At 57.8% G+C, this 24,614-nt stretch carries 20 protein-coding genes, 1 pseudogene and 1 other annotated feature; of the genes and pseudogenes, 9 read left to right on the forward strand and 12 right to left on the reverse strand.

Features of this window, described 5'->3' with window-relative positions:
• The first annotated feature begins 61 nt into the window (after window positions 1–61).
• Both A3466_RS17455 and A3466_RS17460 read left to right on the forward strand, forming a co-directional pair.
• The gene (locus tag A3466_RS17455; RefSeq protein ID WP_063451647.1) at window positions 62–976 is read left to right on the forward strand and encodes an SPFH domain-containing protein; all 915 of its coding nucleotides are present in this window, start codon (window positions 62–64) and stop codon (window positions 974–976) included.
• Entirely contained in the window at window positions 973–1,425 is a 453-nt protein-coding gene (locus A3466_RS17460) for an NfeD family protein (protein WP_063451648.1), read from the forward strand. The genes A3466_RS17455 and A3466_RS17460 overlap by 4 nt, the downstream gene beginning before the upstream one ends.
• Here A3466_RS17460 and cueR read toward each other — a convergent pair.
• Window positions 1,422–1,832, reverse strand: a complete 411-nt coding sequence (gene cueR / locus A3466_RS17465) for a Cu(I)-responsive transcriptional regulator (RefSeq protein ID WP_063451649.1) — start codon at window positions 1,830–1,832, stop codon at window positions 1,422–1,424. The genes A3466_RS17460 and cueR overlap by 4 nt on opposite strands.
• 108 nt (window positions 1,833–1,940) lie before the next feature.
• Between cueR and copA the strand changes: the two genes are divergently transcribed.
• The 3 genes from copA to ybaK all read left to right on the forward strand — a co-directional run bounded on the left by copA (window position 1,941) and on the right by ybaK (window position 5,961).
• Window positions 1,941–4,439, forward strand: a complete 2,499-nt coding sequence (gene copA, locus A3466_RS17470) for a copper-exporting P-type ATPase CopA (protein WP_063451650.1) — start codon at window positions 1,941–1,943, stop codon at window positions 4,437–4,439.
• A gap of 50 nt (window positions 4,440–4,489) precedes the next feature.
• The gene (locus tag A3466_RS17475) at window positions 4,490–5,284 is read left to right on the forward strand and encodes a TraB/GumN family protein (RefSeq protein ID WP_063451651.1); all 795 of its coding nucleotides are present in this window, start codon (window positions 4,490–4,492) and stop codon (window positions 5,282–5,284) included.
• Between the two features lie 197 nt (window positions 5,285–5,481).
• Complete coding sequence (gene ybaK, locus A3466_RS17480; protein WP_063451652.1) at window positions 5,482–5,961, forward strand: Cys-tRNA(Pro)/Cys-tRNA(Cys) deacylase YbaK; 480 nt, start codon at window positions 5,482–5,484, stop codon at window positions 5,959–5,961.
• Window positions 5,962–6,006: 45 nt separating this feature from the next.
• On the opposite strand, the gene ushA is transcribed toward ybaK, so the two are convergent.
• On the reverse strand, window positions 6,007–7,659 hold the full coding sequence (ushA, locus tag A3466_RS17485; RefSeq protein ID WP_063451653.1) for a bifunctional UDP-sugar hydrolase/5'-nucleotidase UshA: 1,653 nt from the start codon (window positions 7,657–7,659) through the stop codon (window positions 6,007–6,009).
• 164 nt (window positions 7,660–7,823) lie between these two features.
• On the opposite strand from ushA, the gene A3466_RS17490 reads away from it, so the two are divergent.
• Both A3466_RS17490 and ybaL read left to right on the forward strand, forming a co-directional pair.
• Window positions 7,824–9,044 carry an MFS transporter gene (locus tag A3466_RS17490; protein WP_063451654.1) on the forward strand — a complete coding sequence of 407 codons (1,221 nt, stop codon included), beginning with the start codon at window positions 7,824–7,826 and terminating at the stop codon, window positions 9,042–9,044.
• A 232-nt stretch (window positions 9,045–9,276) separates the two neighbouring features.
• Window positions 9,277–10,953 carry a YbaL family putative K(+) efflux transporter gene (ybaL, locus tag A3466_RS17495; RefSeq protein ID WP_063451655.1) on the forward strand — a complete coding sequence of 559 codons (1,677 nt, stop codon included), beginning with the start codon at window positions 9,277–9,279 and terminating at the stop codon, window positions 10,951–10,953.
• A 93-nt stretch (window positions 10,954–11,046) separates the two neighbouring features.
• On the opposite strand, the gene A3466_RS17500 is transcribed toward ybaL, so the two are convergent.
• From A3466_RS17500 to A3466_RS17540, 9 genes are all read right to left on the reverse strand, one after another.
• Window positions 11,047–12,351, reverse strand: coding sequence for an inosine/guanosine kinase (locus A3466_RS17500; RefSeq protein ID WP_063451656.1), 1,305 nt, complete (start codon window positions 12,349–12,351; stop codon window positions 11,047–11,049).
• Window positions 12,352–12,413: 62 nt separating this feature from the next.
• Entirely contained in the window at window positions 12,414–13,376 is a 963-nt protein-coding gene (hemH, locus tag A3466_RS17505) for a ferrochelatase (RefSeq protein WP_063451657.1), read from the reverse strand.
• 124 nt (window positions 13,377–13,500) lie between these two features.
• Window positions 13,501–14,145, reverse strand: a complete 645-nt coding sequence (gene adk, locus A3466_RS17510; RefSeq protein ID WP_006809841.1) for an adenylate kinase — start codon at window positions 14,143–14,145, stop codon at window positions 13,501–13,503.
• Window positions 14,146–14,340: 195 nt separating this feature from the next.
• Window positions 14,341–16,215: a molecular chaperone HtpG gene (htpG, locus tag A3466_RS17515; RefSeq protein ID WP_063451658.1), complete on the reverse strand. Its 1,875-nt coding sequence runs from the start codon at window positions 16,213–16,215 to the stop codon at window positions 14,341–14,343.
• Window positions 16,216–16,325: 110 nt separating this feature from the next.
• Complete coding sequence (gene recR, locus A3466_RS17520; RefSeq protein WP_006809843.1) at window positions 16,326–16,931, reverse strand: recombination mediator RecR; 606 nt, start codon at window positions 16,929–16,931, stop codon at window positions 16,326–16,328.
• Entirely contained in the window at window positions 16,931–17,263 is a 333-nt protein-coding gene (locus tag A3466_RS17525; protein WP_003858972.1) for a YbaB/EbfC family nucleoid-associated protein, read from the reverse strand. The genes recR and A3466_RS17525 overlap by 1 nt, the downstream gene beginning before the upstream one ends.
• A gap of 53 nt (window positions 17,264–17,316) precedes the next feature.
• Window positions 17,317–19,248, reverse strand: coding sequence for a DNA polymerase III subunit gamma/tau (dnaX, locus tag A3466_RS17530; RefSeq protein ID WP_063451659.1), 1,932 nt, complete (start codon window positions 19,246–19,248; stop codon window positions 17,317–17,319).
• Window positions 17,923–17,987 (reverse strand) — a sequence feature (DnaX frameshifting element). (Overlaps the previous gene by 65 nt.)
• A gap of 88 nt (window positions 19,249–19,336) precedes the next feature.
• On the reverse strand, window positions 19,337–19,888 hold the full coding sequence (gene apt, locus A3466_RS17535; RefSeq protein ID WP_000127359.1) for an adenine phosphoribosyltransferase: 552 nt from the start codon (window positions 19,886–19,888) through the stop codon (window positions 19,337–19,339).
• Between the two features lie 151 nt (window positions 19,889–20,039).
• Window positions 20,040–20,417: a DUF454 family protein gene (locus A3466_RS17540; RefSeq protein ID WP_063451660.1), complete on the reverse strand. Its 378-nt coding sequence runs from the start codon at window positions 20,415–20,417 to the stop codon at window positions 20,040–20,042.
• Between the two features lie 50 nt (window positions 20,418–20,467).
• Between A3466_RS17540 and priC the strand changes: the two genes are divergently transcribed.
• On the forward strand, window positions 20,468–20,995 hold the full coding sequence (gene priC / locus A3466_RS17545; protein WP_063451661.1) for a primosomal replication protein N'': 528 nt from the start codon (window positions 20,468–20,470) through the stop codon (window positions 20,993–20,995).
• A 14-nt stretch (window positions 20,996–21,009) separates the two neighbouring features.
• Window positions 21,010–21,196: pseudogene (gene rsmS / locus A3466_RS17550) on the forward strand (pleiotropic regulatory protein RsmS).
• 1 nt (window position 21,197) lies between these two features.
• Here rsmS and mscK read toward each other — a convergent pair.
• Entirely contained in the window at window positions 21,198–24,545 is a 3,348-nt protein-coding gene (mscK, locus tag A3466_RS17555; RefSeq protein ID WP_063451663.1) for a mechanosensitive channel MscK, read from the reverse strand.
• Between the last annotated feature and the right edge of the window lie 69 nt (window positions 24,546–24,614).

A 24,614-nucleotide genomic window follows, 5' to 3' on the forward strand; every position in this document is an offset into this window, starting at 1 on the left:
ATACTAACGTTCAACAATTACGCAATTTTTCCCGCTACGGCATGCAAAACAGGAGGTTTTTATGCTCATCGTTGTCCCTGTCCTTATTTTCGTTGCGCTGGTTATTGTGGGCGCAGGCATCAAAATTGTCCCGCAGGGTTACCAGTGGACCGTCGAACGCTTCGGTCGCTACACCAATACCCTTCAGCCTGGTTTAAGCCTGATCGTCCCTTTCATGGACAGAATTGGGCGCAAGATCAACATGATGGAGCAGGTCCTGGATATCCCTTCCCAGGAAGTCATCTCGAAGGATAACGCCAACGTCACCATTGATGCGGTGTGCTTTATCCAGGTGATAGACGCGCCGAAAGCGGCCTATGAGGTGAGTAACCTGGAGCTGGCGATCGTCAACCTGACGATGACCAACATCCGTACCGTGCTGGGCTCGATGGAGCTGGACGAGATGCTCTCCCAGCGTGACAGCATCAATACCCGCCTGCTGCACATTGTAGATGAAGCTACCAATCCGTGGGGGATCAAGGTGACCCGCATTGAGATCCGCGACGTGCGCCCGCCGGCAGAGCTGATCGCTTCCATGAACGCGCAGATGAAGGCCGAGCGAACCAAGCGTGCCTACATCCTTGAAGCCGAAGGGGTGCGCCAGGCCGAGATCCTGAAAGCGGAAGGGGAAAAACAGTCGCAGATCCTGAAAGCCGAGGGCGACCGTCAGTCTGCCTTCCTCCAGGCGGAAGCGCGTGAACGTTCGGCAGAGGCGGAAGCCCGCGCGACGCAAATGGTATCCGAGGCGATTGCCGCCGGGGATATCCAGGCCGTGAACTACTTCGTCGCGCAAAAATATACCGATGCGCTGAAGGAGATCGGCTCTGCGAACAACAGCAAAGTGGTGATGATGCCGCTGGATGCCAGCAGCCTGATGGGATCTATCGCCGGGATTGCCGAATTGATCAAAGACGGCGGAAACGAGCGTAAAAAATGATTGAACTCATCGTTGCACATCCACATGCGTTCTGGCTAAGCCTCGGCGGCCTGCTGCTGGCCGCCGAGATGCTGGGCGGCAACGGTTATCTGCTGTGGAGCGGCATTGCCGCGGTGATTACCGGGCTGGTCGTCTGGCTACTGCCTGTCGGCTGGGAGTGGCAGGGCGCGCTGTTTGCCGTACTGACGCTGGTGGCCGCCTGGCTGTGGTGGCGCTGGCTGAACAAACGCGTTCAGGAGCAGAAGCCAGTCGACGCGCATCTCAACCAGCGAGGGCAGCAGATCGTGGGTAGACGTTTCACGCTTGATAACGCGCTGATCAACGGACGCGGCCATATGCGCGTGGGGGACAGTTCGTGGCCGGTCGTGGCCGATGATGACCTCAGCGCCGGAACGCGGGTTGAGGTCATTGCGGTGGAAGGTATTACCCTGCGGGTTAAAGCCTGTTAGGCGTGGGTTTTGCGGTGGCAGCAGCCGGAAAGATTGTCGATAATCGGGCAGTCGGCGCTGTCATCTCCCGGGCAGGATTCCGCCAGCTGTAACAGCTGCTCACGCATTGCCTGTAATTCGATAATATGGTGTTCGATCTCCGCCACTTTTTCCAGCGTACGTTTTTTCACGTCGGCACTGTGGCGCTTCGGATCGTTAAACAGGTTTACCAGCTCCCCGCACTCTTCCAGGTTGAATCCAACCTGTCTGGCCTGGCGCAGTAACGTCAGCTCATCAAGATGCAGTTGCGTATAGCTGCGGTAGCCGTTCTCACTGCGCAACGGTGGCGTCACCAGCCCTTTCTCTTCATAAAAGCGAATCGCTTTGCTGGTTAAGCCGGTTTTTTTCGCAACATCGCTGATATTCACATTTCCCCCTTGACCTTCCCCTTGATGGAAGGTTTAACCTTCATAACAGTTAGCGAAAAGCAGAGTGAAGGTCAACAATTGACCAGAACATTATACGGGAGTTTTGTTATGTCTCACACTATTGACCTGACGCTTGACGGCCTCTCCTGCGGCCACTGCGTCAAACGCGTTAAAGAAAGTCTGGAGCAGCGCCCTGACGTGGAAAGCGCTGAGGTGACTATCGATCATGCCGCCGTGACCGGCAGCGCCAGCGCCGACGCGCTGATTGATACCATTAAACAGGCCGGTTACGGGGCGGAGTTAAGCCACCCAAAGGCTAAACCGCTGGCAGAGTCATCATCCCCGTCGGAAGCACTGACAGCGGCCACTCCTGAGCTTCCGGTAGCGGATGACATTGATGACAGCCAACAGCTGCTGATCAACGGCATGAGCTGCGCCAGCTGCGTTTCACGGGTACAGAATGCCTTGCAGGCGGTCCCGGGCGTAGAGCAGGCACGGGTAAACCTGGCGGAGCGTACTGCGCTGGTGATGGGCAGCGCCTCCGCCGCAGATTTAGTACAGGCCGTTGAGAAAGCGGGCTACGGGGCGGAGGCCATCGAAGATGATGCCGAGCGCCGCGAGCGCCAGCAGGAAACGGCTATCGCCACCATGAAGCGCTTCCGCTGGCAGGCGATCGTCGCCCTGCTGGTTGGTATTCCGGTGATGGTGTGGGGCATGATGGGTGACAATATGATGGTCACCGCCGATAACCGCACCCTGTGGCTGGTGATTGGTGTCATTACCCTTGCGGTCATGGTGTTTGCAGGCGGACATTTCTACACCAGCGCCTGGAAGAGCCTGAAAAACCGCACGGCGACGATGGACACGCTGGTCGCGCTCGGGACGGGAGCCGCGTGGCTCTATTCAATGAGCGTTAACGTCTGGCCGCAGTGGTTCCCCATGGAAGCTCGCCACCTCTACTATGAAGCGAGCGCGATGATTATTGGTCTGATTAACTTAGGCCACATGCTCGAAGCCCGCGCTCGCCAGCGCTCGTCGAAAGCGCTGGAAAGATTACTCGATTTAACCCCGCCGACGGCCCGCGTGGTGACGGACGACGGGGAGAAAAGCGTTCCGCTCTCGGAGGTGCAGCCGGGTATGACGCTGCGCCTGACCACCGGCGACCGCGTGCCCGTCGACGGTGAAATTACTCAGGGCGACGCCTGGCTTGATGAAGCCATGCTGACCGGTGAGCCGATCCCCCAGCAGAAATCCCAGGGCGATGCGGTGCATGCGGGTACGGTGGTGCAGGACGGAAGCGTGCTGTTCCGCGCCAGCGCCGTTGGCAGCCATACCACCCTGTCGCGCATCATCCGCATGGTCCGCCAGGCCCAGAGCAGCAAGCCGGAAATCGGCCAGCTTGCCGATAAAATTTCCGCTATTTTTGTCCCCGTGGTGGTCGGCATTGCCCTGTTCAGCGCGGCAATCTGGTATTTCTTCGGCCCGGCACCGCAGATTGTCTACACCCTGGTGATTGCCACCACGGTGCTGATCATCGCCTGCCCTTGTGCGCTTGGCCTGGCCACGCCGATGTCGATTATCTCCGGCGTCGGTCGCGCCGCCGAGTTTGGCGTGCTGGTCCGTGACGCCGACGCGCTACAGCGGGCAAGCACGCTGGACACCCTTGTCTTCGATAAAACCGGTACGCTCACCGAGGGCAAACCCCAGGTGGTGGCTGTCAAAACCGCGGGCTGTACGGAAGCGGATGCCGTGCGCCTTGCCGCAGCGCTGGAACAAGGTTCCAGCCACCCGCTGGCGCGCGCCATCCTTGAGAAAGCCGGCGATGCCCGCCTGCCGCAGGTAAGCAACTTCCGCACCCTGCGCGGTTTAGGGGTCAGCGGGGAAGCCGAAGGGCATACGCTGCTGCTGGGTAACCAGGCACTGTTGAATGAAAACGGCGTTGATACGTCCGCGCTGGAAGCTGAGCTTAACGCGCAGGCTTCTCAGGGGGCGACACCGGTTCTGCTGGCAATGGATGGACAGGCGGCGGCGCTGCTGGCCGTGCGCGATCCGTTACGCCAGGACAGCGTGGAGGCCCTACAGCGCCTGCACCGCGCGGGCTACCGCCTGGTGATGTTAACCGGTGATAATCCGACGACCGCTAACGCCATCGCCAGAGAAGCCGGGATTGATGAGGTGATAGCCGGCGTACTGCCGGATGGCAAAGCGGACGCCATCCAGAAACTGCAACGTGAAGGACGTCAGGTGGCGATGGTCGGCGACGGTATCAACGACGCCCCGGCGCTGGCGCAGGCTGACGTAGGCATTGCGATGGGCGGCGGGAGCGATGTTGCCATTGAGACTGCGGCGATCACCCTGATGCGGCACAGCCTGATGGGCGTGGCGGACGCGCTGGCGATTTCGAAAGCCACGTTGCGCAACATGAAGCAGAACCTGCTGGGGGCATTCATCTACAACTCACTCGGCATTCCGGTTGCCGCCGGGATTTTATGGCCGCTGACCGGCACTCTGCTGAACCCGGTGGTCGCGGGTGCGGCGATGGCGCTCTCGTCCATTACCGTGGTGAGCAACGCCAACCGCCTGCTGCGGTTTAAACCGAAGGATTGAACCTTGTTCTCGTACGCGCTAGCATGACCCTTTCCGATCATGGAGCGCGTATGAGTCTGTTTAGCCGTATAAAAGCATCGTTTCGCGCCCTCTTTCCCCGCCGTTATGCCTGGCCCGGCATGGATATTTCGCTTCCGGGCGGACGGCATCTGCACCTGGTGGGAAGCATCCATATGGGCACACAGGATATGTCACCCCTGCCCGCCGGCCTGATTAAACTGCTGAAGCGCGCCGACGCGCTGATCGTCGAGGCCGACATCTCCGGCCACGAGTCGCCGTTTGCCGGGCTGGAAAGCGACCTCCCGCTGGCGGAACGTCTGGACGATGCTCAGCTCGCGGAGCTGACGCGCATTGCCAACGAGACGGGCGTATCGCTATCCATGATTGATACCCTGCCGCTGTGGCAAATCGCGATGGTGTTACAGGCCACGCAGGCGCAGCGCCTGGGCCTGCGCGGCGATTACGGCATTGATTATCAGCTGCTGAATATGGCACGGGCGCGCACTATGCCCGTCATCGAACTGGAAGGGACGGACAGCCAGATAGCGCTCCTGCGTCAGCTTCCGGACGACGGACGTATGCTGCTGGAAGATACCCTGACCCACTGGCACACCAATGCGCGGCTTCTGCAAACCATGATTGGCTGGTGGCTGGACGCGCCGCCGGCAGACGGCAAGCTGGCGTTACCGTCGACGTTCAGTGAATCGTTGTATGATGTGCTGATGAACGCGCGTAACAAGGCGTGGCGGGAGACGCTGTATGCCCTGCCTGCTGGTCGTTATGTCGTCGCGGTTGGCGCGTTGCATTTGTACGGCGAAGGGAATTTGCCGTCGCTGCTGAAGTAAAAAAATGGCCAATATCGCTATTGGCCCGTCAAAGAGGAATTTCATCGTTTTTATTATACCGAAGTGACCTTCGGTTGAGCCGATTGTCGCTCAAAGTGACCATCACTGCCAATACTATTGCGCAAGATGGTGCTATTTTTCGACAAACGTCAGGCGTATGCTGCTGGTATGAATCGTCTGTCGTAAGAAGGATAGCCATGACTCCCGCCGTTAAATTACTCGAAAAAAACAAAATTTCTTTCCGGATCCACACCTACGATCACGATCCGAACGAAACCAACTTTGGTGATGAAGTGGTGCGCAAGCTGGGGCTGAACGCGGACCAGGTCTACAAAACGCTGCTGGTCGCGGTGAATGGCGATATGAAGCACCTCGCCGTGGCGGTGACGCCCGTCGCCGGTCAGCTCGATTTGAAAAAAGTGGCCAAAGCGCTGGGGGCGAAAAAGGTCGATATGGCCGACCCGATGGTTGCGCAACGCACGACCGGGTATCTTGTCGGCGGCATCAGCCCGCTCGGCCAGAAAAAGCGTCTGCCGACGCTGATTGACGCGCCTTCGCAGGAATTTGAGACGATCTACATTTCTGGCGGCAAGCGCGGGCTGGATATTGAACTGGCCGCAGGCGATCTGGCGAAAATGCTGGACGCGACGTTTGCGGATATTGCGCGCCGGGATTGAATAAAAAGCCGGGTAAGGCGTAGCCGCCACCCGGCAACAAAACCACTACTGCCAGCTCACCTCACCTTTCGGCTCATACGCATTCACGTCAATCGGTGAATTTTGCTGAATAAACTGCTTCAGCACCTCCGCATCAATAAAGCCGGTATTCACATAGCCCGGTTTGTTATCAATGTGCGGATAGCCGTCGCCGCCGGTGGCATTGAAGCTTAACGTTGCCAGGCGGTAGGTTTTCGCCGGATCAACAGGTGCGCCTTTGATCTTGAGATCGTTGAGCTTGCCGTCCTTCGCCACGAAGCTGACGTTAGCAAACTGCGGATACGCCCCCGAGTCCGGCTTCATCTGCGCCACGGCCGTCAGGTAGTCAATCACCTCTTTCCCGCTCATGTCCGCATACACCACCACGTTGCCAAACGGCTGTACCTTCAGCACGTCTTTATAGGTGATGTTTCCGCCTTCGATGGAATCACGAATACCGCCGCCGCTCATCACGCCAAAATCCGCATTCGTGCGCGCCATCTGCGCGGCCAGCACCAGACGCCCCATGTTGGTCTGTACGAAGCGGACTTTGCTGCGGTCCCCTTCCAGACGACCGTTAAGCGTGCCAATCTTCACGTCCAGCTGCGCTTTCCCTTTGCTCTGGAACGGCGTCAGCAGAGAGAGCATCTGTTGGTTTTCAGCAATCTCTGGCGTGTAGAGTACGCGCTCACTTTTGCCGTCCGGGTAGGTGACTTTCTTCTTCAGGTTGACCGGGATGAGCTGATAGTGCACCAGCTTCATCTCGCCGTTACGGAATTCAAAATCCGCGCGGCCAACGTATTTCCCCCACTCGTGGGCCTGCACGATCCAGATCCCGTTCTGACGGTCCGGCGCGCACGGCGTGCCCGGCACATAATCCACCTGCTTTTTGTTCTCCGACGCCATGCAGACCGGATCCTGCGAATGGCCGCCCACAATCATCGCCAGCGAGCCCGCTGGAAGGCTGCGCGCCATCTCCACGTCGCCCGGCGCGTTGGAGCCGTGCTTGCCGTTATCGTAATGCCCCATGTGGGTGGTCGCGATAATCACATCCGGCTTTTCATTTTGCTGCAACTCCTGGATCACCAGCTTCGCTTCGTCCGCCGGTTTACGGAACTCAATGTCGGTAAAATATTCAGGGTTGCCAATTTTGGCCGTATCGTCAGTGGTTAAGCCAATGACCGCAATCTTCAGATCCTGACGCTTAAACAGCGCCCACGGTTTAAACAGGCGCTCGCCGGTGCTTTTCTGATAAATATTGGCGGAAAGGAACGGGAATTTGGACCACTTCTCCTGCTGGCGCAGCACACTCAGCGGATTATCAAACTCGTGGTTTCCGACCGCCATCGCGTCGTAGCCGATTAAATTCATAGCGCGGAAATCAGGCTCGGCATCCTGTAAATCCGATTCCGGTACGCCGGTATTAATGTCCCCGCCCGACAGCAGCAGCACGCTGCCGCCCTGGGCCGCGACCTCTTTGCGAATGCCGTCCACCAGCGTTTTTTGCGCCGCCAGGCCATATTCACCGTATTCGCTGCGCCAGAAATGGCCGTGATGATCGTTAGTATGGAGAATGGTAATTTTATAGGTTTTATCTTTTTCATACGCCTGCGCGGGCAGGCTTGTCAGCCCCCATGCGGCGATGAGCGCCAGCGCGACGCCACGCTTTATTAACTTCATCTTCTCTCTCCCTGACCCATAGACAAACGCAAAAATTACAGTGACTCACAAGAATAGACAAATAAGTTTTCAGAATTGCGACTTTCTTCAAATGTCACGGACGAGTATGTTAGTCGGATAATAATTACTCCCTGCATCTCTAATAACAAATTGACGTGGTATTTATGGCAATCAGTGAATCAACCCAGCCTGTTCAGGGCGCTCCGGCGTCGCCGCCGAAATCGCGCACTTCCTTTAAAGTATTAGGCGCAATCAGTCTTTCTCACCTGCTCAACGACATGATCCAGTCGCTGATTCTGGCGATCTATCCGCTGTTGCAATCCGAGTTCTCATTAACCTTCGTGCAGATCGGGATGATTACCCTGACCTTCCAGCTGGCCTCTTCACTGCTACAGCCAGTGGTGGGCTACTGGACGGACAAATACCCGATGCCATGGTCGCTGCCCATTGGTATGTGCTTCACCCTGAGCGGGCTGGTGCTGCTGGCCATGGCGGGCAGCTTTGAGGCGGTACTGGTTGCCGCGGCGCTGGTGGGTACCGGATCATCGGTATTCCATCCTGAATCGTCCCGCGTGGCACGTATGGCCTCCGGCGGACGTCACGGGCTGGCGCAGTCTTTGTTCCAGGTGGGGGGCAACTTTGGTAGCTCCCTCGGTCCTCTGCTGGCGGCGGTAATCATTGCGCCCTATGGTAAAGGCAACGTGGCGTGGTTTGTGCTGGCCGCGCTGCTGGCGATTGTCGTGCTGGCGCAAATCAGCCGCTGGTATGCCGCGCAGCATCGCGTGAATAAGGGTAAGCCTGTGGCGAAGGTTATCAACCCGCTTCCGCGCAACAAGGTGATCCTGGCCGTCAGCGTGCTGCTGGTGCTGATTTTCTCGAAATATTTCTATATGGCGAGCATCAGCAGCTATTACACCTTCTATCTGATGCAAAAATTCGGATTATCGGTACAAAATGCCCAGTTTCACCTCTTCGCCTTCCTGTTTGCGGTGGCGGCAGGCACGGTGATTGGCGGGCCTGTTGGCGATAAAATTGGGCGTAAATATGTGATTTGGGGCTCTATCCTCGGCGTCGCACCGTTTACCCTTCTTTTACCGTACGCAAGTCTGGAGTGGACCGGGATTTTGACGGTGATTATTGGTTTTATTCTCGCATCGGCATTCTCAGCCATCCTGGTCTATGCGCAGGAGCTGCTGCCGGGACGTATCGGTATGGTTTCCGGCCTCTTTTTCGGTTTTGCCTTTGGCATGGGTGGCCTTGGCGCAGCCGTGTTAGGGATGGTTGCAGACCACACCAGCATCTTCCTGGTTTATAAAATCTGCGCTTTCCTGCCACTTCTGGGGATGTTGACCATATTCCTGCCTGACAACCGCCATAAAGCATAATTTCACGGCTGCCAAAGTTAAACTTTGGCAGCCGGATAACCTGATGCCATAAGGCTTTCCTCTGACTCCTCACCGCAAACTTAGTAAAACCTGCCCTTTTTCACGCTTATTGCCTTTTTATTCCTGTTTCAACAATTATTCATAAACATAAGGGTAAAAATTGTCATAAACTATTAATCGGCTTTTTGGTATTTGCACCAAAAATGGATCACCCATCGCGAAAGGAGACGGAATGCACCACGCCACACCGCTTATCACCACCATTGTTGGTGGACTTGTGCTCGCTTTTATCCTCGGCATGATTGCCAACAAACTGCGTATTTCGCCCCTGGTAGGCTATTTGTTAGCGGGCGTGCTGGCAGGACCGTTTACGCCTGGTTTTGTCGCAGATACCAAACTTGCACCGGAGCTGGCGGAACTGGGCGTTATCCTGCTGATGTTTGGCGTCGGTCTGCATTTTTCGCTGAAGGACCTGATGGCGGTAAAGTCTATCGCCATACCGGGAGCGATCGCCCAGATAGGGGTGGCGACGCTGCTGGGCATGGCGCTTTCGGCGGTGCTGGGCTGGTCAATCATGACCGGCATCGTATTTGGGCTGTGTCTTTCAACCGCCAGTACCGTGGTGCTGCTGCGCGCGCTTGAAGAGAGGCAGCTGATAGACAGCCAGCGCGGGCAAATCGCGATCGGCTGGCTGATTGTAGAAGATCTGGTGATGGTGTTGACGCTGGTGCTACTGCCCGCCGTCGCCGGGATGATGGAAAAAGAGAATATCGGCTTCGCCTCGCTGGCGCTGGATATGGGCATTACCATCGGTAAGGTGGTAGCGTTTATCGCCATCATGATGCTGGTGGGCCGCCGTCTGGTGCCGTGGATCATGTCCCGCAGCGCCGCTACCGGCTCGCGTGAACTGTTTACGCTTTCGGTCCTTGCGCTGGCGCTGGGCATTGCCTTTGGCGCCGTCGAGCTGTTCGACGTCTCCTTTGCGTTGGGCGCGTTCTTCGCCGGGATGGTGCTGAATGAGTCCGAGCTGAGCCACCGTGCCGCGCACGATACCCTGCCGCTGCGCGATGCGTTCGCGGTGCTGTTCTTTGTCTCCGTCGGGATGCTTTTCGACCCGATGGTCCTGATTCATCAGCCGCTGGCCGTGCTGGGCACGCTGGCAATCATCCTCTTCGGTAAGTCGCTGGCGGCCTTCTTCCTGGTTCGGATGTTCGGTCACTCGCCGCGCACGGCGCTGACCATCGCCGCCAGCCTGGCGCAGATTGGTGAGTTTGCCTTTATTCTGGCCGGTCTGGGCATGGCCCTGAACCTGCTGCCGCAGGCGGGGCAAAATCTGGTTCTGGCGGGGGCGATCCTCTCCATCATGCTGAATCCGGTATTGTTTGCCCTGCTGGAAAAATACCTAGAGAAGACCGAAACCCTCGAAGAGCAGACGCTGGAAGAGGCGACGGAAGATGAGAAGCAGATCCCGGTAGATATCTGCAACCACGCGCTGCTGGTCGGCTTTGGCCGCGTCGGCAGCCTGCTCGGTGAGAAGCTGATGGCGCAGGGCATTCCGCTGGTGGTGATTGAGACGTCACGCACGCGCGTGGATGAGCTTCGCGAGCGCGGCATTCGTGCGGTGCTGGGCAACGCGGCTAATGAAGAGATTATGGAGCTTGCGCATCTGGACTGCGCCCGCTGGCTGCTGCTGACGATCCCGAACGGGTATGAGGCCGGTGAGATCGTGGCGTCCGCGCGCGAGAAGTGCCCGGGTATTGAGATCATTGCCCGAGCGCATTATGACGACGAGGTGGACTACATCACCGAGCGCGGCGCGAATCAGGTGGTGATGGGCGAGCGTGAGATTGCAAACACCATGCTGACGCTGCTGACGAAGCCGCCGGTTGAAGAGGCGGTGACGGGGTAGGTTTGGTGCGGCCTGATGCCCTCACCCTGGCCCTCTCCCACAGGGAGAGGGAACAAACACTAAAAACGGCAACCCCAGATTGCCGTTTTGCTTTTACCTGTCCCAATACGCCTCTTCGAGGCTGTCTTCCCGTTCCGGCAGACCGCGCGTTAAGCGCGGCGAATGCTGGTTCAGCACCTGATAGCTTACGCGGTTCGCGTACTTACACACCTGAGCCAGCGAGGAGTAGGTCAACCAGGTGAACCTGTGTTTGCTAGAGTTCGGCACGTTGGTTTTGTGATAGGCGTTAGCGGTGATGTCGTGCAGCAGCGCGGCCAGCGCACCGTCGCCCGCGCCGTTGGTGTTCATGATCTTCTCGGGACCGCCCATATACGGTGCGATGTGGGAGAAGATACGCAGCGGGTTTACGCAGTCCTTATGACGCATGGCGCGGCTGAATTCGTACTGGTTAAATTCGGCAATCGCCCCCGGCAGCAGCGGGTGCTGGGTTTTGCGTTTGCTCTCTTCTTCCGTGAACCCCGCCATATACAGCCCAACCGGACCGGCGGTGCAGAGCACCAGATCCACCCAGTCCAGCGCTTTATCGGACGCCAGCAGCGGATCGCTCTCACCGGTCAGCGCTTCGGCCTCTTCTTCGTTCATCGCCAGAATGGATACGTGCTCCTTCAGGAAGGCCTGCCACCACTCCGGGTTATCGGCAATCACGAATTTGGTGCCCAGCGTCAGGACCACCGGCACGTTGTATTTCTTCGCGTACTCAATTGCCTTCATGGTCGCTTCAGGCATCGGCTCGCCCGGCTTGCAGCGCACCAGGTAGGAGGTCAGCACCAGCGCAGACGCGCCCGCGATCACCTCTTCCGGGATACTTTCGGCGCGCAGCTTGTTCATATGGCCTGGGCTGATGGCGAAGGTCCGTTCGCCGGAATCGCTAATCAGCGTAAAACAGCGGCCAATCGGCCCGTCAACGCCCTGCAAATAGTTCAGATCGGTGCGGCTGGAGGTATTGCACAGGTAGCGGTAGGCATAGCCACCGATTTCGATATTGCTGCACATCACGCCAAGCAGGACCGAGCGGTCATCTGCCAGCACGGAGTAGTTGTGCATGGTGTTACCGATGGTGCCGCCGGCAAACTGGTGGGTGATGAGATTGTCGCGTTTCAGCTCCTGATACAGCGCTTCAGCAACGTCATCCTCAATCACCAGCGAGTGCCCGGCGCTCAGACCATAACGTGCGACAAACGCGTCATCCACTTTGGCTTCAATGTCCACCAGCGTCTGATCGATACCCACTACCCAGGCTGCGCTGGTTTCGCTTTCCGGCTGGATTTGCTGTAGCAGCGGATCGCGGGCATCGACGGGGAAATAGTGTTTGGACTTACGTTTACCGGGAAATTTCATGGTCTGAACTGTGCAAAGAATACGGGCCGGGAATGGTAGCACAAACCCGGCCCGTAACGCGATCAGCGGCGAGTGGTGACCAGCGACACCATCATGTCGATGTGTTCAGGGGAGTCGTTAAGCGCCGGAATGTATTCGTATTTCGTTCCGCCCGCCTCCATGAAGAACTCTTTGTTCTGGACGGCAATCTCTTCCAGCGTTTCCAGACAGTCCGCCGAGAAGCCCGGCGACATCACCTGAATATGCTTCACGCCCTTCTCGCCCAGCATTTTAAGCGTTTCATCGGTATACGGCGTGAGCCACGGCTCGCGGCCAAAGCGCGACTGGAAGGTCATCATCACCTTCTCCGGCGGCAGGCCGAGCGCGGAGACCAGCTCGCGGGTCGTATCGCGGCAGCGCTGGGGATAATCATCCCCTTCGTTGGCGAAACGCTGCGGAATACCGTGATAGGAGAGCAGCAGCAGATCCGGCTCGCCATGTTTTTCAAACGATGCGCGCACGCTGCTGGCGAGCGCCTGAATATACAGCTCGTTATCGGCGTAGTCGCGGATAAAGGTAATACCGGGAATACGGCGGCGGGTCGCCAGAATGCGCGCCAGTTCGTCCCAGACGGCAGCCACCGTGGAGCACGAATACTGCGGATAAAGGGCGAGCACCACGATGTGCTCAACGCCCTGCGCCAGCAGAGAATCGACGGCGCTGGCCAGCGAAGGTTTACCGTAGCTCATGCCGAGCGCAACGGGCATGTCCGGCAGACGGGCGGCCAGCGCTTTTTCCTGACGACGGCTGTAAACCATCAGCGGCGAGCCCTCTTCCATCCACACGGACTGATAGAGCTTTGCCACACGCGGAGAACGAATCGGCAGAATAACGCCACGCAGCAGTGGCCACCACAGCAGTCTTGGGGTATCCACGACGCGCGTGTCGCTTAAAAATTGTCGCAGGTAGCGTTTTACCGCCGCTGGAGTAGGTGCTTCTGGGGTGCCCAGATTGGCAAGCAGGATGCCGGTTTTCGCCTGACTCATTCACGCCTCTTAACCATTTGATAGGTTGTCAATTGTAGCGGAAATGCGTTTAAACGAAACCCATTGCTGTAATAGGTAAGATGAGAATTTTTCTCACCCGGAGTTCCGGGTGAGAAAGGTGCGGTTAGCCGAGGATTTTTTCCAGCTCTGCACGTACGTCAGCCACGGCTTTGGTGCCGTCAACTTTTGCGTATTTGGTGTTACCCGCCTGCGCTTCTTTGGTGTAGTAGCCAATCAGCGGCGCGGTCATCTGATGGTATTCCACCAGACGCTTACGCACGGTCTCTTCCTGATCGTCTTTACGGGTGGTCAGCTCTTCGCCGGTCACGTCGTCTTTGCCTTCAACCTTAGGCGGGTTGAATTTGATGTGGTAAACGCGGCCAGAGGCAGCGTGTACGCGACGGCCAACGATACGGTCAACGATCAGCTCGTCCGGCACGTCGAACTCCAGCACGTAGTCCACGTTGATGCCCGCTTCTTTCATGGCGTCAGCCTGAGGAATGGTGCGTGGGAAGCCGTCCAGCAGGAAACCGTTGCGGCAGTCTTCCTGAGCAATACGCTCTTTAACCAGCGCGATAACCAGCTCGTCGGTCACCAGCTTGCCTGCATCCATGATGTCTTTAGCTTGTTTGCCCAGCTCGGAGCCAGATTTAACAGCGGCACGCAGCATGTCACCGGTAGAGATTTGCGGAATACCGTATTTCTCCATGATGAACTGAGCCTGAGTTCCCTTACCCGCGCCCGGAGCGCCAAGCAGAATAATACGCATTGCGAAAATCCCCTCAAATGTCGATTCAATTTTTCAAAAGCGCTAAACAATACCACCAGAACGGGTATCGCTCAAGGAAGGCGGGGAGGCTGAAACGGTTAATGAGGGGAGATAATTTGGGAGAGTGCGGTCTGGTGCCCTCACCCCGGCCCTCTCCCACGGGGAGAGGGAGAAGACCAGGGGAGACGTGGTCAGTTACGCCAGCAGCAGCGCATTCACACGTTTAATGAACAGGTTAGGATCTTCCAGGGTGCCGCGCTCGGCCAGCAGGGACTGATCCAGCAGCAGCTCAACCCACTCGGCGAAGCGGGCTTCGTCCTGAGTATCCGCCGCGCGTTTCACCAGCGGGTGATCCGGATTAAGCTCAAAGATATATTTCACTTCCGGCACGGCCTGGCCCGCCGCAGCGAACAGTTTCGCCATCTGGGTGCTCATTTCGTCCGCATCGGTGGTGACAATCGCCGGAGTATCGGTCAGACGGTGCGTGAAGCGCACCTCTTTCACGCGGTCGCCCAGCAGGGTTTTCACGCGCTCAACGAACGGCTCCAGCGCCTTCTCGGCTTCTTTCGCGCTTTCGTCCACTTCATCCGCCAGCTTGTCGATGGACTCGTCAGCTTTGGCAACGGACTGGAACGCCTTACCATCGAACTCGGTCAGGTAGTTCATCATCCACTCGTCGATGCGGTCAGACAGCAGCAGCACTTCAATGCCTTTCTTACGCAGCAGCTCCAGGTGCGGGCTGCTCTTCGCTGCCGCATAGCTGTCGGCGGTGATGTAGTAGATCTTCTCCTGCCCTTCCTTCATGCGGGAGACGTACTCTTCCAGCGACACGGCCTGTGCGGAAGAGTCGGTGTGCGTAGAGGCGAAGCGCAGCAGCTTAGCGATAGCTTCCACGTTCGCGGTGTCTTCCGCCGGACCTTCTTTCAGCACCAGGCCGAACTGTTTCCAGAAGGTCTGGTATTTTTCCGCGTCGTCTTTCGCCAGTTTTTCCAGCATCTGCAACGCACGTTTGGTCAGGGCGTTACGCAGATTACGGGTGACGGTGCTGTCCTGGAGGATTTCACGGGAGACGTTCAGCGGCAGATCGTTGGAGTCTATCAGGCCACGAACAAAGCGCAGATAGTTCGGCATGAACTGCTCGGCGTCGTCCATGATGAAGACGCGCTGCACATACAGCTTCAGGCCGTGCTTGTGATCGCGGTTCCACATGTCCCACGGTGCCTGCGCCGGAATGTACAGCAGGCTGGTGTACTCCTGCTTCCCTTCAACGCGGTTGTGGCTCCAGGTCAGCGGGTCGGTAAAGTCGTGAGCGATGTGCTTATAAAACTCGTTGTACTCGTCGTCTTTGATTTCAGCCTTGTTACGCGTCCACAGCGCCTGCGCCTTGTTGATTTTCTCCCAGGAAACCACGGTTTCACCGTCTTTCTCTTCCTGTTTTTCAATCTCTACCGGCAGCGCGATGTGGTCGGAATATTTGCTGATGATGGAGCGTACGCGCCAGTCGTTCAGGAAATCATCTTCGCCTTCGCGCAGGTGGAGGGTGATTTCGGTGCCGCGATCCGCTTTGGTGATGTCATCAACGGTGTATTCGCCTTCCCCTTTGGATTCCCACAGCACGCCGTTCTCGGCGCTGTCGCCCGCCGCGCGGGTGCGCACGGTGACTTTGTCCGCCACGATGAACGCCGAGTAGAAGCCCACGCCGAACTGACCGATCAGCTGGCTGTCTTTCGCCTGGTCAGAGCCCATGGACTCCAGGAACGCTTTGGTGCCGGATTTAGCGATGGTGCCGAGATGGTCGATCACCTCGTCGCGGTTCATCCCGATGCCGTTATCGGCAATCGTCAGGGTGCGGTTCTCTTTATTGAAAGAGACGCGCACGCGCAGCTCGCCGTCGCCTTCATACAGATCCGGGTTGGACAGCGCGCGGAAGCGCAGCTTGTCCGCCGCATCGGAGGCGTTGGAAATCAGCTCACGCAGGAAAATTTCTTTGTTGGAATACAGGGAATGGATCATCAGGTGCAGAAGCTGTTTCACTTCTGACTGGAAACCACGGGTTTCTTGTCCTTTCATCTAAGTCGACCTCAACAATGCCATTTAATGGGGTTGTAAAACGTTGAGTGAGAGATGGGGATAAGGGGGGAATTTTTCAAGCGGAGGCCGCGCGCGCAGCCTCCGTTTGGTCAGAAAATAATCTTGTGACGACCGGCCAGAGAGTGCGACAGCGTGGTGCCGTCGACCATCTCCAGCTCGCCGCCGACCGGCACGCCGTGGGCGATGCGGCTGGCGTCAACGCCGTACTGCGCGCACAGCTCGGCGATATAGTTGGCCGTGGCTTCCCCTTCCACCGTGGGGTTGGTGGCGAGGATCACCTCTTTGATCGTCTCGGACTCAAGACGCTGTTCAAGGCGATCGAGACCGATATCGTCCGGGCCAATGCCGTCCAGCGGGGAGAGGTGCCCCATCAGCACGAAATAGCGGCCGGAGAACTGCCCGGTTTGTTCGATGGCGTAGATGTCCGCCGGACTCTCCACCACGCAAATCTGGCCGTTTTCCTGGCGACGCGGGTTCGTGCAGATGTTACACACGTCCTGCTCGGTAAAGGTCCGGCAATCCGCACAGTGACCAATTTCTGACATGGCGCGGGTCAAAGCCTGCGCCAGGCGCATCCCGCCGCTGCGGTCGCGCTGCAATAGCGTAAACGCCATGCGCTGCGCCGACTTCGGGCCAACGCCCGGCAGGCAGCGCAGTGCTTCCATTAACTGCGTGAGCAGCGGACTGGTTTGCATCAGAACGGCATCTTAAAGCCCGGCGGCAGCTGCATACCGCTGGAAACAGAGGCCATTTTCTCTTTCTGGGTTTCGTCGATACGGCGAGCGGCATCGTTAAACGCGGCTGCAACCAGATCTTCCAGCATCTCTTTGTCGTCTTCGAGCAGGCTCGGGTCGATTTCAACGCGACGGCAGTTATGCGCACCGTTGATGGTCACCTTGACCAGACCGGCACCGGATTCACCCGTGACTTCCAGCTGAGCGATCTCTTCCTGCATCTTCTGCATTTTTTCCTGCATCTGCTGAGCCTGCTTCATCAGGCCACCCAGACCGCCTTTTCCACCAAACATAGGCTTCTCTCTTCTTTCACGTTAAGGATTACAACCGTAAGTCAGACTCACGATCAAAGGGGGCGAATACTCTCTTCATCCAGATCGGCGTCGAAGAACCGGCGCAGGGTCTGGATGTTGTTATCCGCAATAATTGCCTCGCGCGCCTGCGCGAGCTTCTCTTCATAAATCGCCTGTCGCCACTCGAGCGGCGTTTTCACCGCCGGATTATCATCTTCAATGATAGTCAATTCAACCGGCATGCCCTGTAAAGCGGTGAGCGCCTCGGCCAGCGCCTTTTGCGCGCCGGGGGAGTTGAGGTGCCGCTGGCCGGGACGCAGGTGCAGACGCACCTGATTGCCTTCCTGCTCTTTCCAGGCGTTCAGCGCGACCTGCTCCACCAGCTTCGGCAGTTGCAGTTTGCTGACCTCAGCGGCCCAGGCGTCGCGCGCGATGGACTCTTCGGCGAGCTTGGCGGAAAGCTCCGGCGTTTTTTCATGCTCCAGCGCCTTTTTCAGCGCTTTCGGCGTGGCGACCACTTCCTTGACCGTCTCAACAACGGTGGTCGCCTTCCAGCGGTAAGCCTCTTCTTTAGCCGGGGCTTTCTGCTCGAGCGCGGACGGTGCCGGGCGCGACTGTACGCGCTCCGTTACCGAGGCCAGTCGTTCAAGCGCGGCGTTGTTCACCGGCCGCGCTCTTCCTGGCGCTGCCGGTTCACTCTTTTTTGGTTTGGTTGCTCCCTGCGCACGCTGCAACTGGCTTCGTGCGGCAAGCACCGAACTGGTCGCATCCGACAGCGGTACATTCTGCTGTGGTGGCGGCGATGCCGGCTGCGGTGGCACCTGCTGCGGTGACATTACCGCGGTCGGCGCAACCGGCGCAAAGGACTGTCGGGGCGTTTCCGGCTCCGGCAAGGGCATACGCGGATGGAAGGCCAGCGCGCGCAGCAGCGTCATCTCAACGCCCATCCGGCGATCCGGCGCAAACGGCAGCTCTTTGCGACCAATCAGCAGGGTTTGATAATAAAGCTGCACGTCAGCCGGCGGCACGGTGCGCGCAAGTTCACGCATCCGCTGCTCAATGGTCGCCATGTCCGCGCCAATGGCCGACGGGGACAGTTGCAGCATCGCCACGCGGTGCAGCAGGCTGAGCATCTCGACCAGCAGCGCTTCCCACTCAATGCCACGGGCGGCGGCGTCGTTGACAAGCGTCATCACCCGCTCACCGTTGGCGGCGATCATCGCTTCGATAAGCGACAGCGCCTGATCGTCATCCAGCGTGCCGAGCATGGTGCTGACCGCGTCGGTGGAGAGCTTACCGTCACCGCTGGCAATCGCCTGGTCGGTCAGGCTTAGCGCATCGCGCAGGCTGCCGTCCGCCGCACGGGCCAGCAGTTGCAGCGCACGCGGTTCATGAACAATGTTCTCTTCATCGAGAATATGCTCAAGCTGAGCGCGGATCTGCTCAACGTCCAGCGCCTTCAGATGGAATTGCAGGCAGCGCGACAGGATCGTGACCGGCAGCTTTTGCGGATCGGTGGTCGCCAGCAGGAATTTAACGTGCGCAGGCGGCTCTTCCAGCGTTTTCAGCAGGGCGTTGAAGCTGTGGCGCGACAGCATGTGCACTTCATCGATCAGATAGACCTTGAAGCGGCCGCGCGCCGGGGCGTACTGCACGTTGTCGAGCAGATCGCGGGTGTCTTCCACCTTGGTGCGCGAGGCGGCGTCGATCTCGATCAGATCGACAAAACGCCCCTGCTCGATCTCGCGGCAGTTGTCACACACGCCGCACGGGGTGGCGGTGATCCCGGTTTCGCAGTTCAGACCTTTTGCCAGCAGACGGGCAATAGAGGTTTTACCGACGCCGCGGGTGCCGGAAAAAAGATAGGCGTGATGGATGCGACCTAGCGACAAGCCGTTCGCCAGGGCCGTCAGCACATGTTCCTGACCGACAACGTCAGCAAAGGTTTGTGGTCGCCATTTACGGGCTAACACCTGATAACTCATGGGCAGGCTCTGCAACGCTGGAAGGTGAATTAATGGAGGGGAATGCTATCACAACCTCACCCATTGAGCGAGGTTGTGAGATACGGGATTAATGACCCGGGAAAGGCACCAGGCTGTAGCTGGTAATACCCTGTTTTTCCAGGCGCTGCTCGCCGCCGAGATCGAACAGATTGATGATGAATGCCGCGTCGGTCACTTCACCACCCAGACGACGGATCAGCTTGACGGTCGCTTCAATGGTGCCGCCGGTAGCCAGCAGATCGTCCACCACCAGCACTTTGTCGCCAGGCTTGATGGCATCCACGTGAATTTCCAGCTGATCGGTGCCGTATTCCAGCTCATAGCTCTCGGCGATCGTTTCACGCGGCAGTTTGCGCGGCTTACGCACCGGCACAAAACCCACGCCCATCGCCAGCGCAACCGGTGCGCCAAACAGGAAGCCACGGGCTTCGGTACCTACTACTTTGGTGATCCCGGCGTTTTTATAACGCTCGACCAGCAGTTCAATGCTGAGCGCGTACGCTTTCGGGTCTTCCAGCAAGCTGGTGACATCACGGAAAAGAATGCCAGGCTTTGGATAGTCCTGGATACTTTTGATGCTATTTTTCAGATATTCAAGCTGCTGTGCAGTTGCGGTCATCGGTTTGTGCCTAAATGAAACAGTGTTACTCACGGCGCGCGACGAGTCGGTCAAAGTAACAGTTGTTTAACCTTTGACCAGGCGCACCTGTGCTCGAAAACGGTCGAATTTACTGGCTGCGCGCCATAATTGCAACCGCCATGATGAGGCTTCAGTGCTTTTGTTGCTTTTCATCAACCACGGGGATCCGCCACATGAAGATCAGCAGGCAGGCCAGGATCGCCAGCAGCAGAATACGCACCCACATCATTTTCACCAGCCATAACGAAACGGCGAAGGTGATCAGGATAAAGGCAATGGCGCGCGGCTTGGCCCCAGGCGGCATGGCCCGGTGTTTTTGCCAGTAGCGCAGGTAGCCGCCAAACCACGAGCGGTACAGGAGCCAGTGGTGAAAACGCGGCGACGAGCGGGCGAAGCACCAGGCGGCCAACAGGATGAACGGCGTGGTCGGCAGCAAGGGCAAAACTACACCTAGCGTACCCAGCACTACCGCGAGCCAGCCAATGATGATTAAAATAGTACGCTGCATAATGCGAATCGTTATCAAACTGAACGGCTACTTTACCACTGGAGAGCGCATTGAAAACAGCACTGCTTCTTGAGAAGCTGCAAAATCAGCTGATCGCTCTGCGGGTGCAGGCCACGCCGCTGATGGGACACGCCACGCTGAAACCGCGCTTTGACCGGCAGCTTTTCCGCACCCGCAGCACTCTCATTCAGGATTACCTTGCTGAGATGCAGACCAACCTCGATGAGCTTCGCCACGCGGTTGAGCATGAACAGCAGGAACAGGTGGCGTGGCTTGCAGCGCATCTTACCGAGCAGATCACCGCCCTGCACCGCGAACTCGCCGCCTGGCCGCTACGGGCGTGGGACAGCGCCTCGCCTGGGCTGGGAAAATGGCAGCGCAAGCGGCTGGAGACCCAGGAGTTTGAGCGGCGTCTGTTTGAGATGAAGCGCGAGCGCGAAGCCCGCCTGAACAACAGCGAAACGCTGGAAGAGCAGCAGCTCTTAATGCGTGAAATCAGCGCGCTGGAAGGCCGTATCGTCCGCTGCCGTCAGGCGCTGGACGACATTGAGCGCGTCATTGAACGCCTGACCCGTTAACAGGAGCCACACTGATGTCACTGGAAAATGCCCCCGACGAGGTCAAGCTGGCCGTCGATTTAATTATGCTGCTGGAGAATCATGAGATCCCGGCGGAGACGGTGCTGAAGGCGCTGGAGATTGTGCGGCGAGATTTTGAGGGAAAGGTGAAGGCCGGTTGCCCTCACCCTGGCCCTCTCCCTTGAGGGAGAGGGAAAATAGTTTAGGCGGGAGTCGGATCGTCACCCTTAATCTCGCGCTTCACTTCCGTATGTTCGTCACCTTTCTCGTTGCGCAGGTGCACCTCAAGCTGGTTGAAGGCGATATTGATGTTGTTTTCACGGCACAGGCGGTCGATGGTGCGGTTCAGCTCGTCGACGGTGTAGCTGCGATCGCGCAGTTCACGCACGTATAACCGCAGCTCATGATCCAGCGTGCTCGGCCCAAACGTGGTGAAAAATACGTCAGGGGCAGGATCGTGCATCACTTTCGGGTGCGAGTTAGCCGCTTTCAGCAACACCTCTTTGACCTTATCCAGATCTGAGCCGTAGGCCACCCCGAGGCGGATCACTACGCGGGTGGTGGTGTCGGAGAGCGACCAGTTGATCAGTCGCTCGGTCACGAAGGCTTTGTTCGGGATGATCACCTCTTTACGATCGAAGTCAGTGATGGTGGTCGCACGGATACGGATCTTGCTGACGGTCCCGGAGAAGGTGCCGATGGTGACGGTATCGCCGATACGCACCGGACGTTCGAACAGGATAATCAGGCCGGAGACAAAGTTACCGAAGATCTCCTGCAAGCCGAAGCCCAGACCCACCGACAGCGCCGCCGCCAGCCACTGAAGCTTATCCCACGAGACGCCCAGCGAGCCGAATACCGTCATCGCCCCGACAATAATAATGACGTAGTTCAGGATGGTGGTAATGGCATACGACGCCCCCTGACGGAGGTTCAGCCTTGAGAGCACCAGCACTTCCAGCAGGCCAGGCAGGTTGCGAATCAACGCCCAGGCAACCACTGACGACACCAGCGCAAAGAGCAGGCTGCCCATGGTGACGCTTTTCATTACCGCAGCGCCCGCTTCGGTGCCGTTGTATTGCCAGAGGGTGATACTGTCGAGGTAGGCGAAGACAGTAATGAGATCAGACCAGATGGCCCAGAACATCACCGCAAACAGGGCGATCATCACCAGCATGGTAATACGCATCGTTTGCTGGTTGACCTGCTCCAGGGCAATGGTCGGCTCTTCCTGCGGCTCAGCCCCTTCAGCCCCCTCTTTAACCTGATGCTGTCGACGGGCAACAGCACGACGATAAGCGATGCGGCGCGCCGCCACGCTCAAACCACGCAGCACGGTCTGGAACAGCAGGTTCCACACAATCACCAGGTAGACCGTTTCAATCCAGCGGCCTGACAGACGAAGCGTGGTATAGAAGTAACCCGTCGCCGTCAGGACCATCAGCGCCAGCGGAATGAACGCCAGCACCGTTACGGTAACCAGACGAAGATTGTGGGACTCTTTATCACGCCAGCTATCGCGGCACATCGGCCACATCAGGACGGCAATCAGCAGCAGGTTCAACATAATCACCAGCTGTCCGAGCACGTCATCCATCAGATGCAGCGGAGAAAGCTCGGCCACAACGGACCAGAAGTGCAGTGGCAGCAGCGCGAGGCTGATGCGCACAATCTGGCGACGCCAGTGGCTGGTAAGTTTCTCCGGCATGTTGAAGTGGCGGACGGCGACGCCATCTTTTTCGAGCACTTTCCAGCACAGGCCAAACACCAGCCAGAACAGCGCCAGCTTTTTACTGAACGCCCACAGAAGGTCGCTGATATTGAGCTGCATGGTCAGCAGGATCAGGCCGACGGCGAGGATCAGCAGGCAAACCGGCAGCGCGCGGATCAAATCGATCAGGATCGCTTTCGGCGTGTGCAGCTGGCTGTCGTTACGCAGTTGCCCCACTTCCGAGGCCAGCTTCGCCTGGTACTGTTTCAGCCATTTCAAACGCCAGCGGATCACGCCGGCGACGAGCAGCAAAGGCAGGCCCGCCAGGAAGGCAATCATCACCGCAGGCCAGGCTTTCTCCCAGTTCACGGTAATTTTCATGCTTTTAATCTGGGATTTCAGCGTTTCAGGGAAAGATTTAAACCAGTCCCAGTCCATGGGTTTGTTGCTGTTCACCCAGAAAATCTGCTGGGTCAGGATCTCCTGTAGGCTTTTAGATACGCTCATCAGCTGCTGCTGGTTGATTTGCAGGTTAATCGCCATCATCAGCTGGTTGCCCAGCTGCTTATTAAGCTGATCGAGCAGTTCGCGGCGCATATCCACCACCTGCAACAGCGCGTCGTGAACTTCACCGTTCACTTCACTTGAATGGCCCTCTTCCACTTTGGCAACAAACGTGTCGCTCTGGAAGAGGGCATCGCGCTGCTGGTTAACGTCAAACTGTTCAAGACGTAAATCCGCAATGCGGTTTGTCATGTCTTCCAGCTCGTCGGCGGACGGCAGCGTCTGCTGCTGCTGGTAGAGAATGCGCGACAGCAGCAGGCTGCCCTTCAGGACGGCAATCTGCTCTTTGATATTACGCTCGGCCTGCAAAGCACGATCCAGCCAGTTTTTGACTTTGATATTCTGCTGTACCAGCGCGCTGCCGCTTTCAGTTGCCTGAATCAGGCGTTCGCTCAGCTGATGGTTAATCTCCAGCTCCTGCTTCACCAGCGGATTGGCCTGGATGCGCGCCGTTTCGTCTGGCGAAACCGCTTCCTGCGCCGTTTTTTCGGTCAGCGTCAGGCGCTTGCTGTTCACCGCTTCCTGCAACAGCTGAAGCTGATGCTCGAGCCGGTTGATGTTCGCGTTCACGTAGTCACGCTGTTTTTGCAGCGCATCCTGCAACACCGTGTTGCCTTCCAGACTCTTACGCTGCTGTTCAATCTCCGCGTTCAGCAGCGTCTGCTGAATGTTCAGCAGCGTTTGCTGGCTCGGACGAAGCGCCCCTTCCCCCACGGTGATGCCATTCAGACGGTTGCGTATCTGCTGGAGCTGTTGCGATGCGGAATACATGGCGTTCTGCACGCGCTCAGGCTGGGTTTGCAGTGAAACCAGCTGGCTGTTGTAGGTCGAGAGATCGGACTGCGCCGTTTGCAGATCGTCCAGCAGCTGCGCCACGCGTGACTCAAGCTGGCGCAACGACAGGGTGGCGAGCGTTTTCCGGGTTTCATCATCGTTATCAACGTCGCTGAGCGCGTTCAGCGCCTCCGTTGCTTTACGCATGTTCTCCGGTGCCTGAGCAACCTTCTGCCGTAGCTGGGCCGTTTCGGCTTTGATACGATCGATCTTATCCAGCGTTTCCAGGGTTTCCGTCAGGTCCTGCTGAACGAGCTTTTCCTGAGCGGAGAGATCTTTCTGTTTATTCAGGGTGTCGAGTTGGGACTGAACCTCGGCACGCGTCGGAACGTCACTGCCGTTGTCTGCACGGGCCCAGGAATGCGGTACGGCTGCAAAGAAAAACAGCAGGATCAAAAAAACGGCCAGAACAGAATGTGTCGAGCGATAGGTGTGCAGCATAGTCGTGAATGTGATCTGAGAAATGACCGAAAATAGTCGGGCGTGAAGAATATCACGCTAGCCTGAAGC

It is taken from the genome of Enterobacter genomosp. S, from assembly GCF_001631805.1.
Taxonomy (GTDB): Bacteria; Pseudomonadota; Gammaproteobacteria; order Enterobacterales; family Enterobacteriaceae; genus Enterobacter; species Enterobacter quasihormaechei.

What these genes read in the sequence shown, in the direction of transcription:
- A3466_RS17455 (WP_063451647.1), top strand. Translation starts at nt 62, where the DNA reads ATGCTCATCGTTGTCCCTGTCCTTATTTTCGTTGCGCTGGTTATTGTG.
- A3466_RS17460 (WP_063451648.1), top strand. Translation starts at nt 973, where the DNA reads ATGATTGAACTCATCGTTGCACATCCACATGCGTTCTGGCTAAGCCTC.
- copA (WP_063451650.1), top strand. Translation starts at nt 1,941, where the DNA reads ATGTCTCACACTATTGACCTGACGCTTGACGGCCTCTCCTGCGGCCAC.
- A3466_RS17475 (WP_063451651.1), top strand. Translation starts at nt 4,490, where the DNA reads ATGAGTCTGTTTAGCCGTATAAAAGCATCGTTTCGCGCCCTCTTTCCC.
- ybaK (WP_063451652.1), top strand. Translation starts at nt 5,482, where the DNA reads ATGACTCCCGCCGTTAAATTACTCGAAAAAAACAAAATTTCTTTCCGG.
- ushA (WP_063451653.1), bottom strand. Translation starts at nt 7,659, where the DNA reads ATGAAGTTAATAAAGCGTGGCGTCGCGCTGGCGCTCATCGCCGCATGG.
- A3466_RS17490 (WP_063451654.1), top strand. Translation starts at nt 7,824, where the DNA reads ATGGCAATCAGTGAATCAACCCAGCCTGTTCAGGGCGCTCCGGCGTCG.
- ybaL (WP_063451655.1), top strand. Translation starts at nt 9,277, where the DNA reads ATGCACCACGCCACACCGCTTATCACCACCATTGTTGGTGGACTTGTG.
- A3466_RS17500 (WP_063451656.1), bottom strand. Translation starts at nt 12,351, where the DNA reads ATGAAATTTCCCGGTAAACGTAAGTCCAAACACTATTTCCCCGTCGAT.
- hemH (WP_063451657.1), bottom strand. Translation starts at nt 13,376, where the DNA reads ATGAGTCAGGCGAAAACCGGCATCCTGCTTGCCAATCTGGGCACCCCA.
- adk (WP_006809841.1), bottom strand. Translation starts at nt 14,145, where the DNA reads ATGCGTATTATTCTGCTTGGCGCTCCGGGCGCGGGTAAGGGAACTCAG.
- htpG (WP_063451658.1), bottom strand. Translation starts at nt 16,215, where the DNA reads ATGAAAGGACAAGAAACCCGTGGTTTCCAGTCAGAAGTGAAACAGCTT.
- recR (WP_006809843.1), bottom strand. Translation starts at nt 16,931, where the DNA reads ATGCAAACCAGTCCGCTGCTCACGCAGTTAATGGAAGCACTGCGCTGC.
- A3466_RS17525 (WP_003858972.1), bottom strand. Translation starts at nt 17,263, where the DNA reads ATGTTTGGTGGAAAAGGCGGTCTGGGTGGCCTGATGAAGCAGGCTCAG.
- dnaX (WP_063451659.1), bottom strand. Translation starts at nt 19,248, where the DNA reads ATGAGTTATCAGGTGTTAGCCCGTAAATGGCGACCACAAACCTTTGCT.
- apt (WP_000127359.1), bottom strand. Translation starts at nt 19,888, where the DNA reads ATGACCGCAACTGCACAGCAGCTTGAATATCTGAAAAATAGCATCAAA.
- A3466_RS17540 (WP_063451660.1), bottom strand. Translation starts at nt 20,417, where the DNA reads ATGCAGCGTACTATTTTAATCATCATTGGCTGGCTCGCGGTAGTGCTG.
- mscK (WP_063451663.1), bottom strand. Translation starts at nt 24,545, where the DNA reads ATGCTGCACACCTATCGCTCGACACATTCTGTTCTGGCCGTTTTTTTG.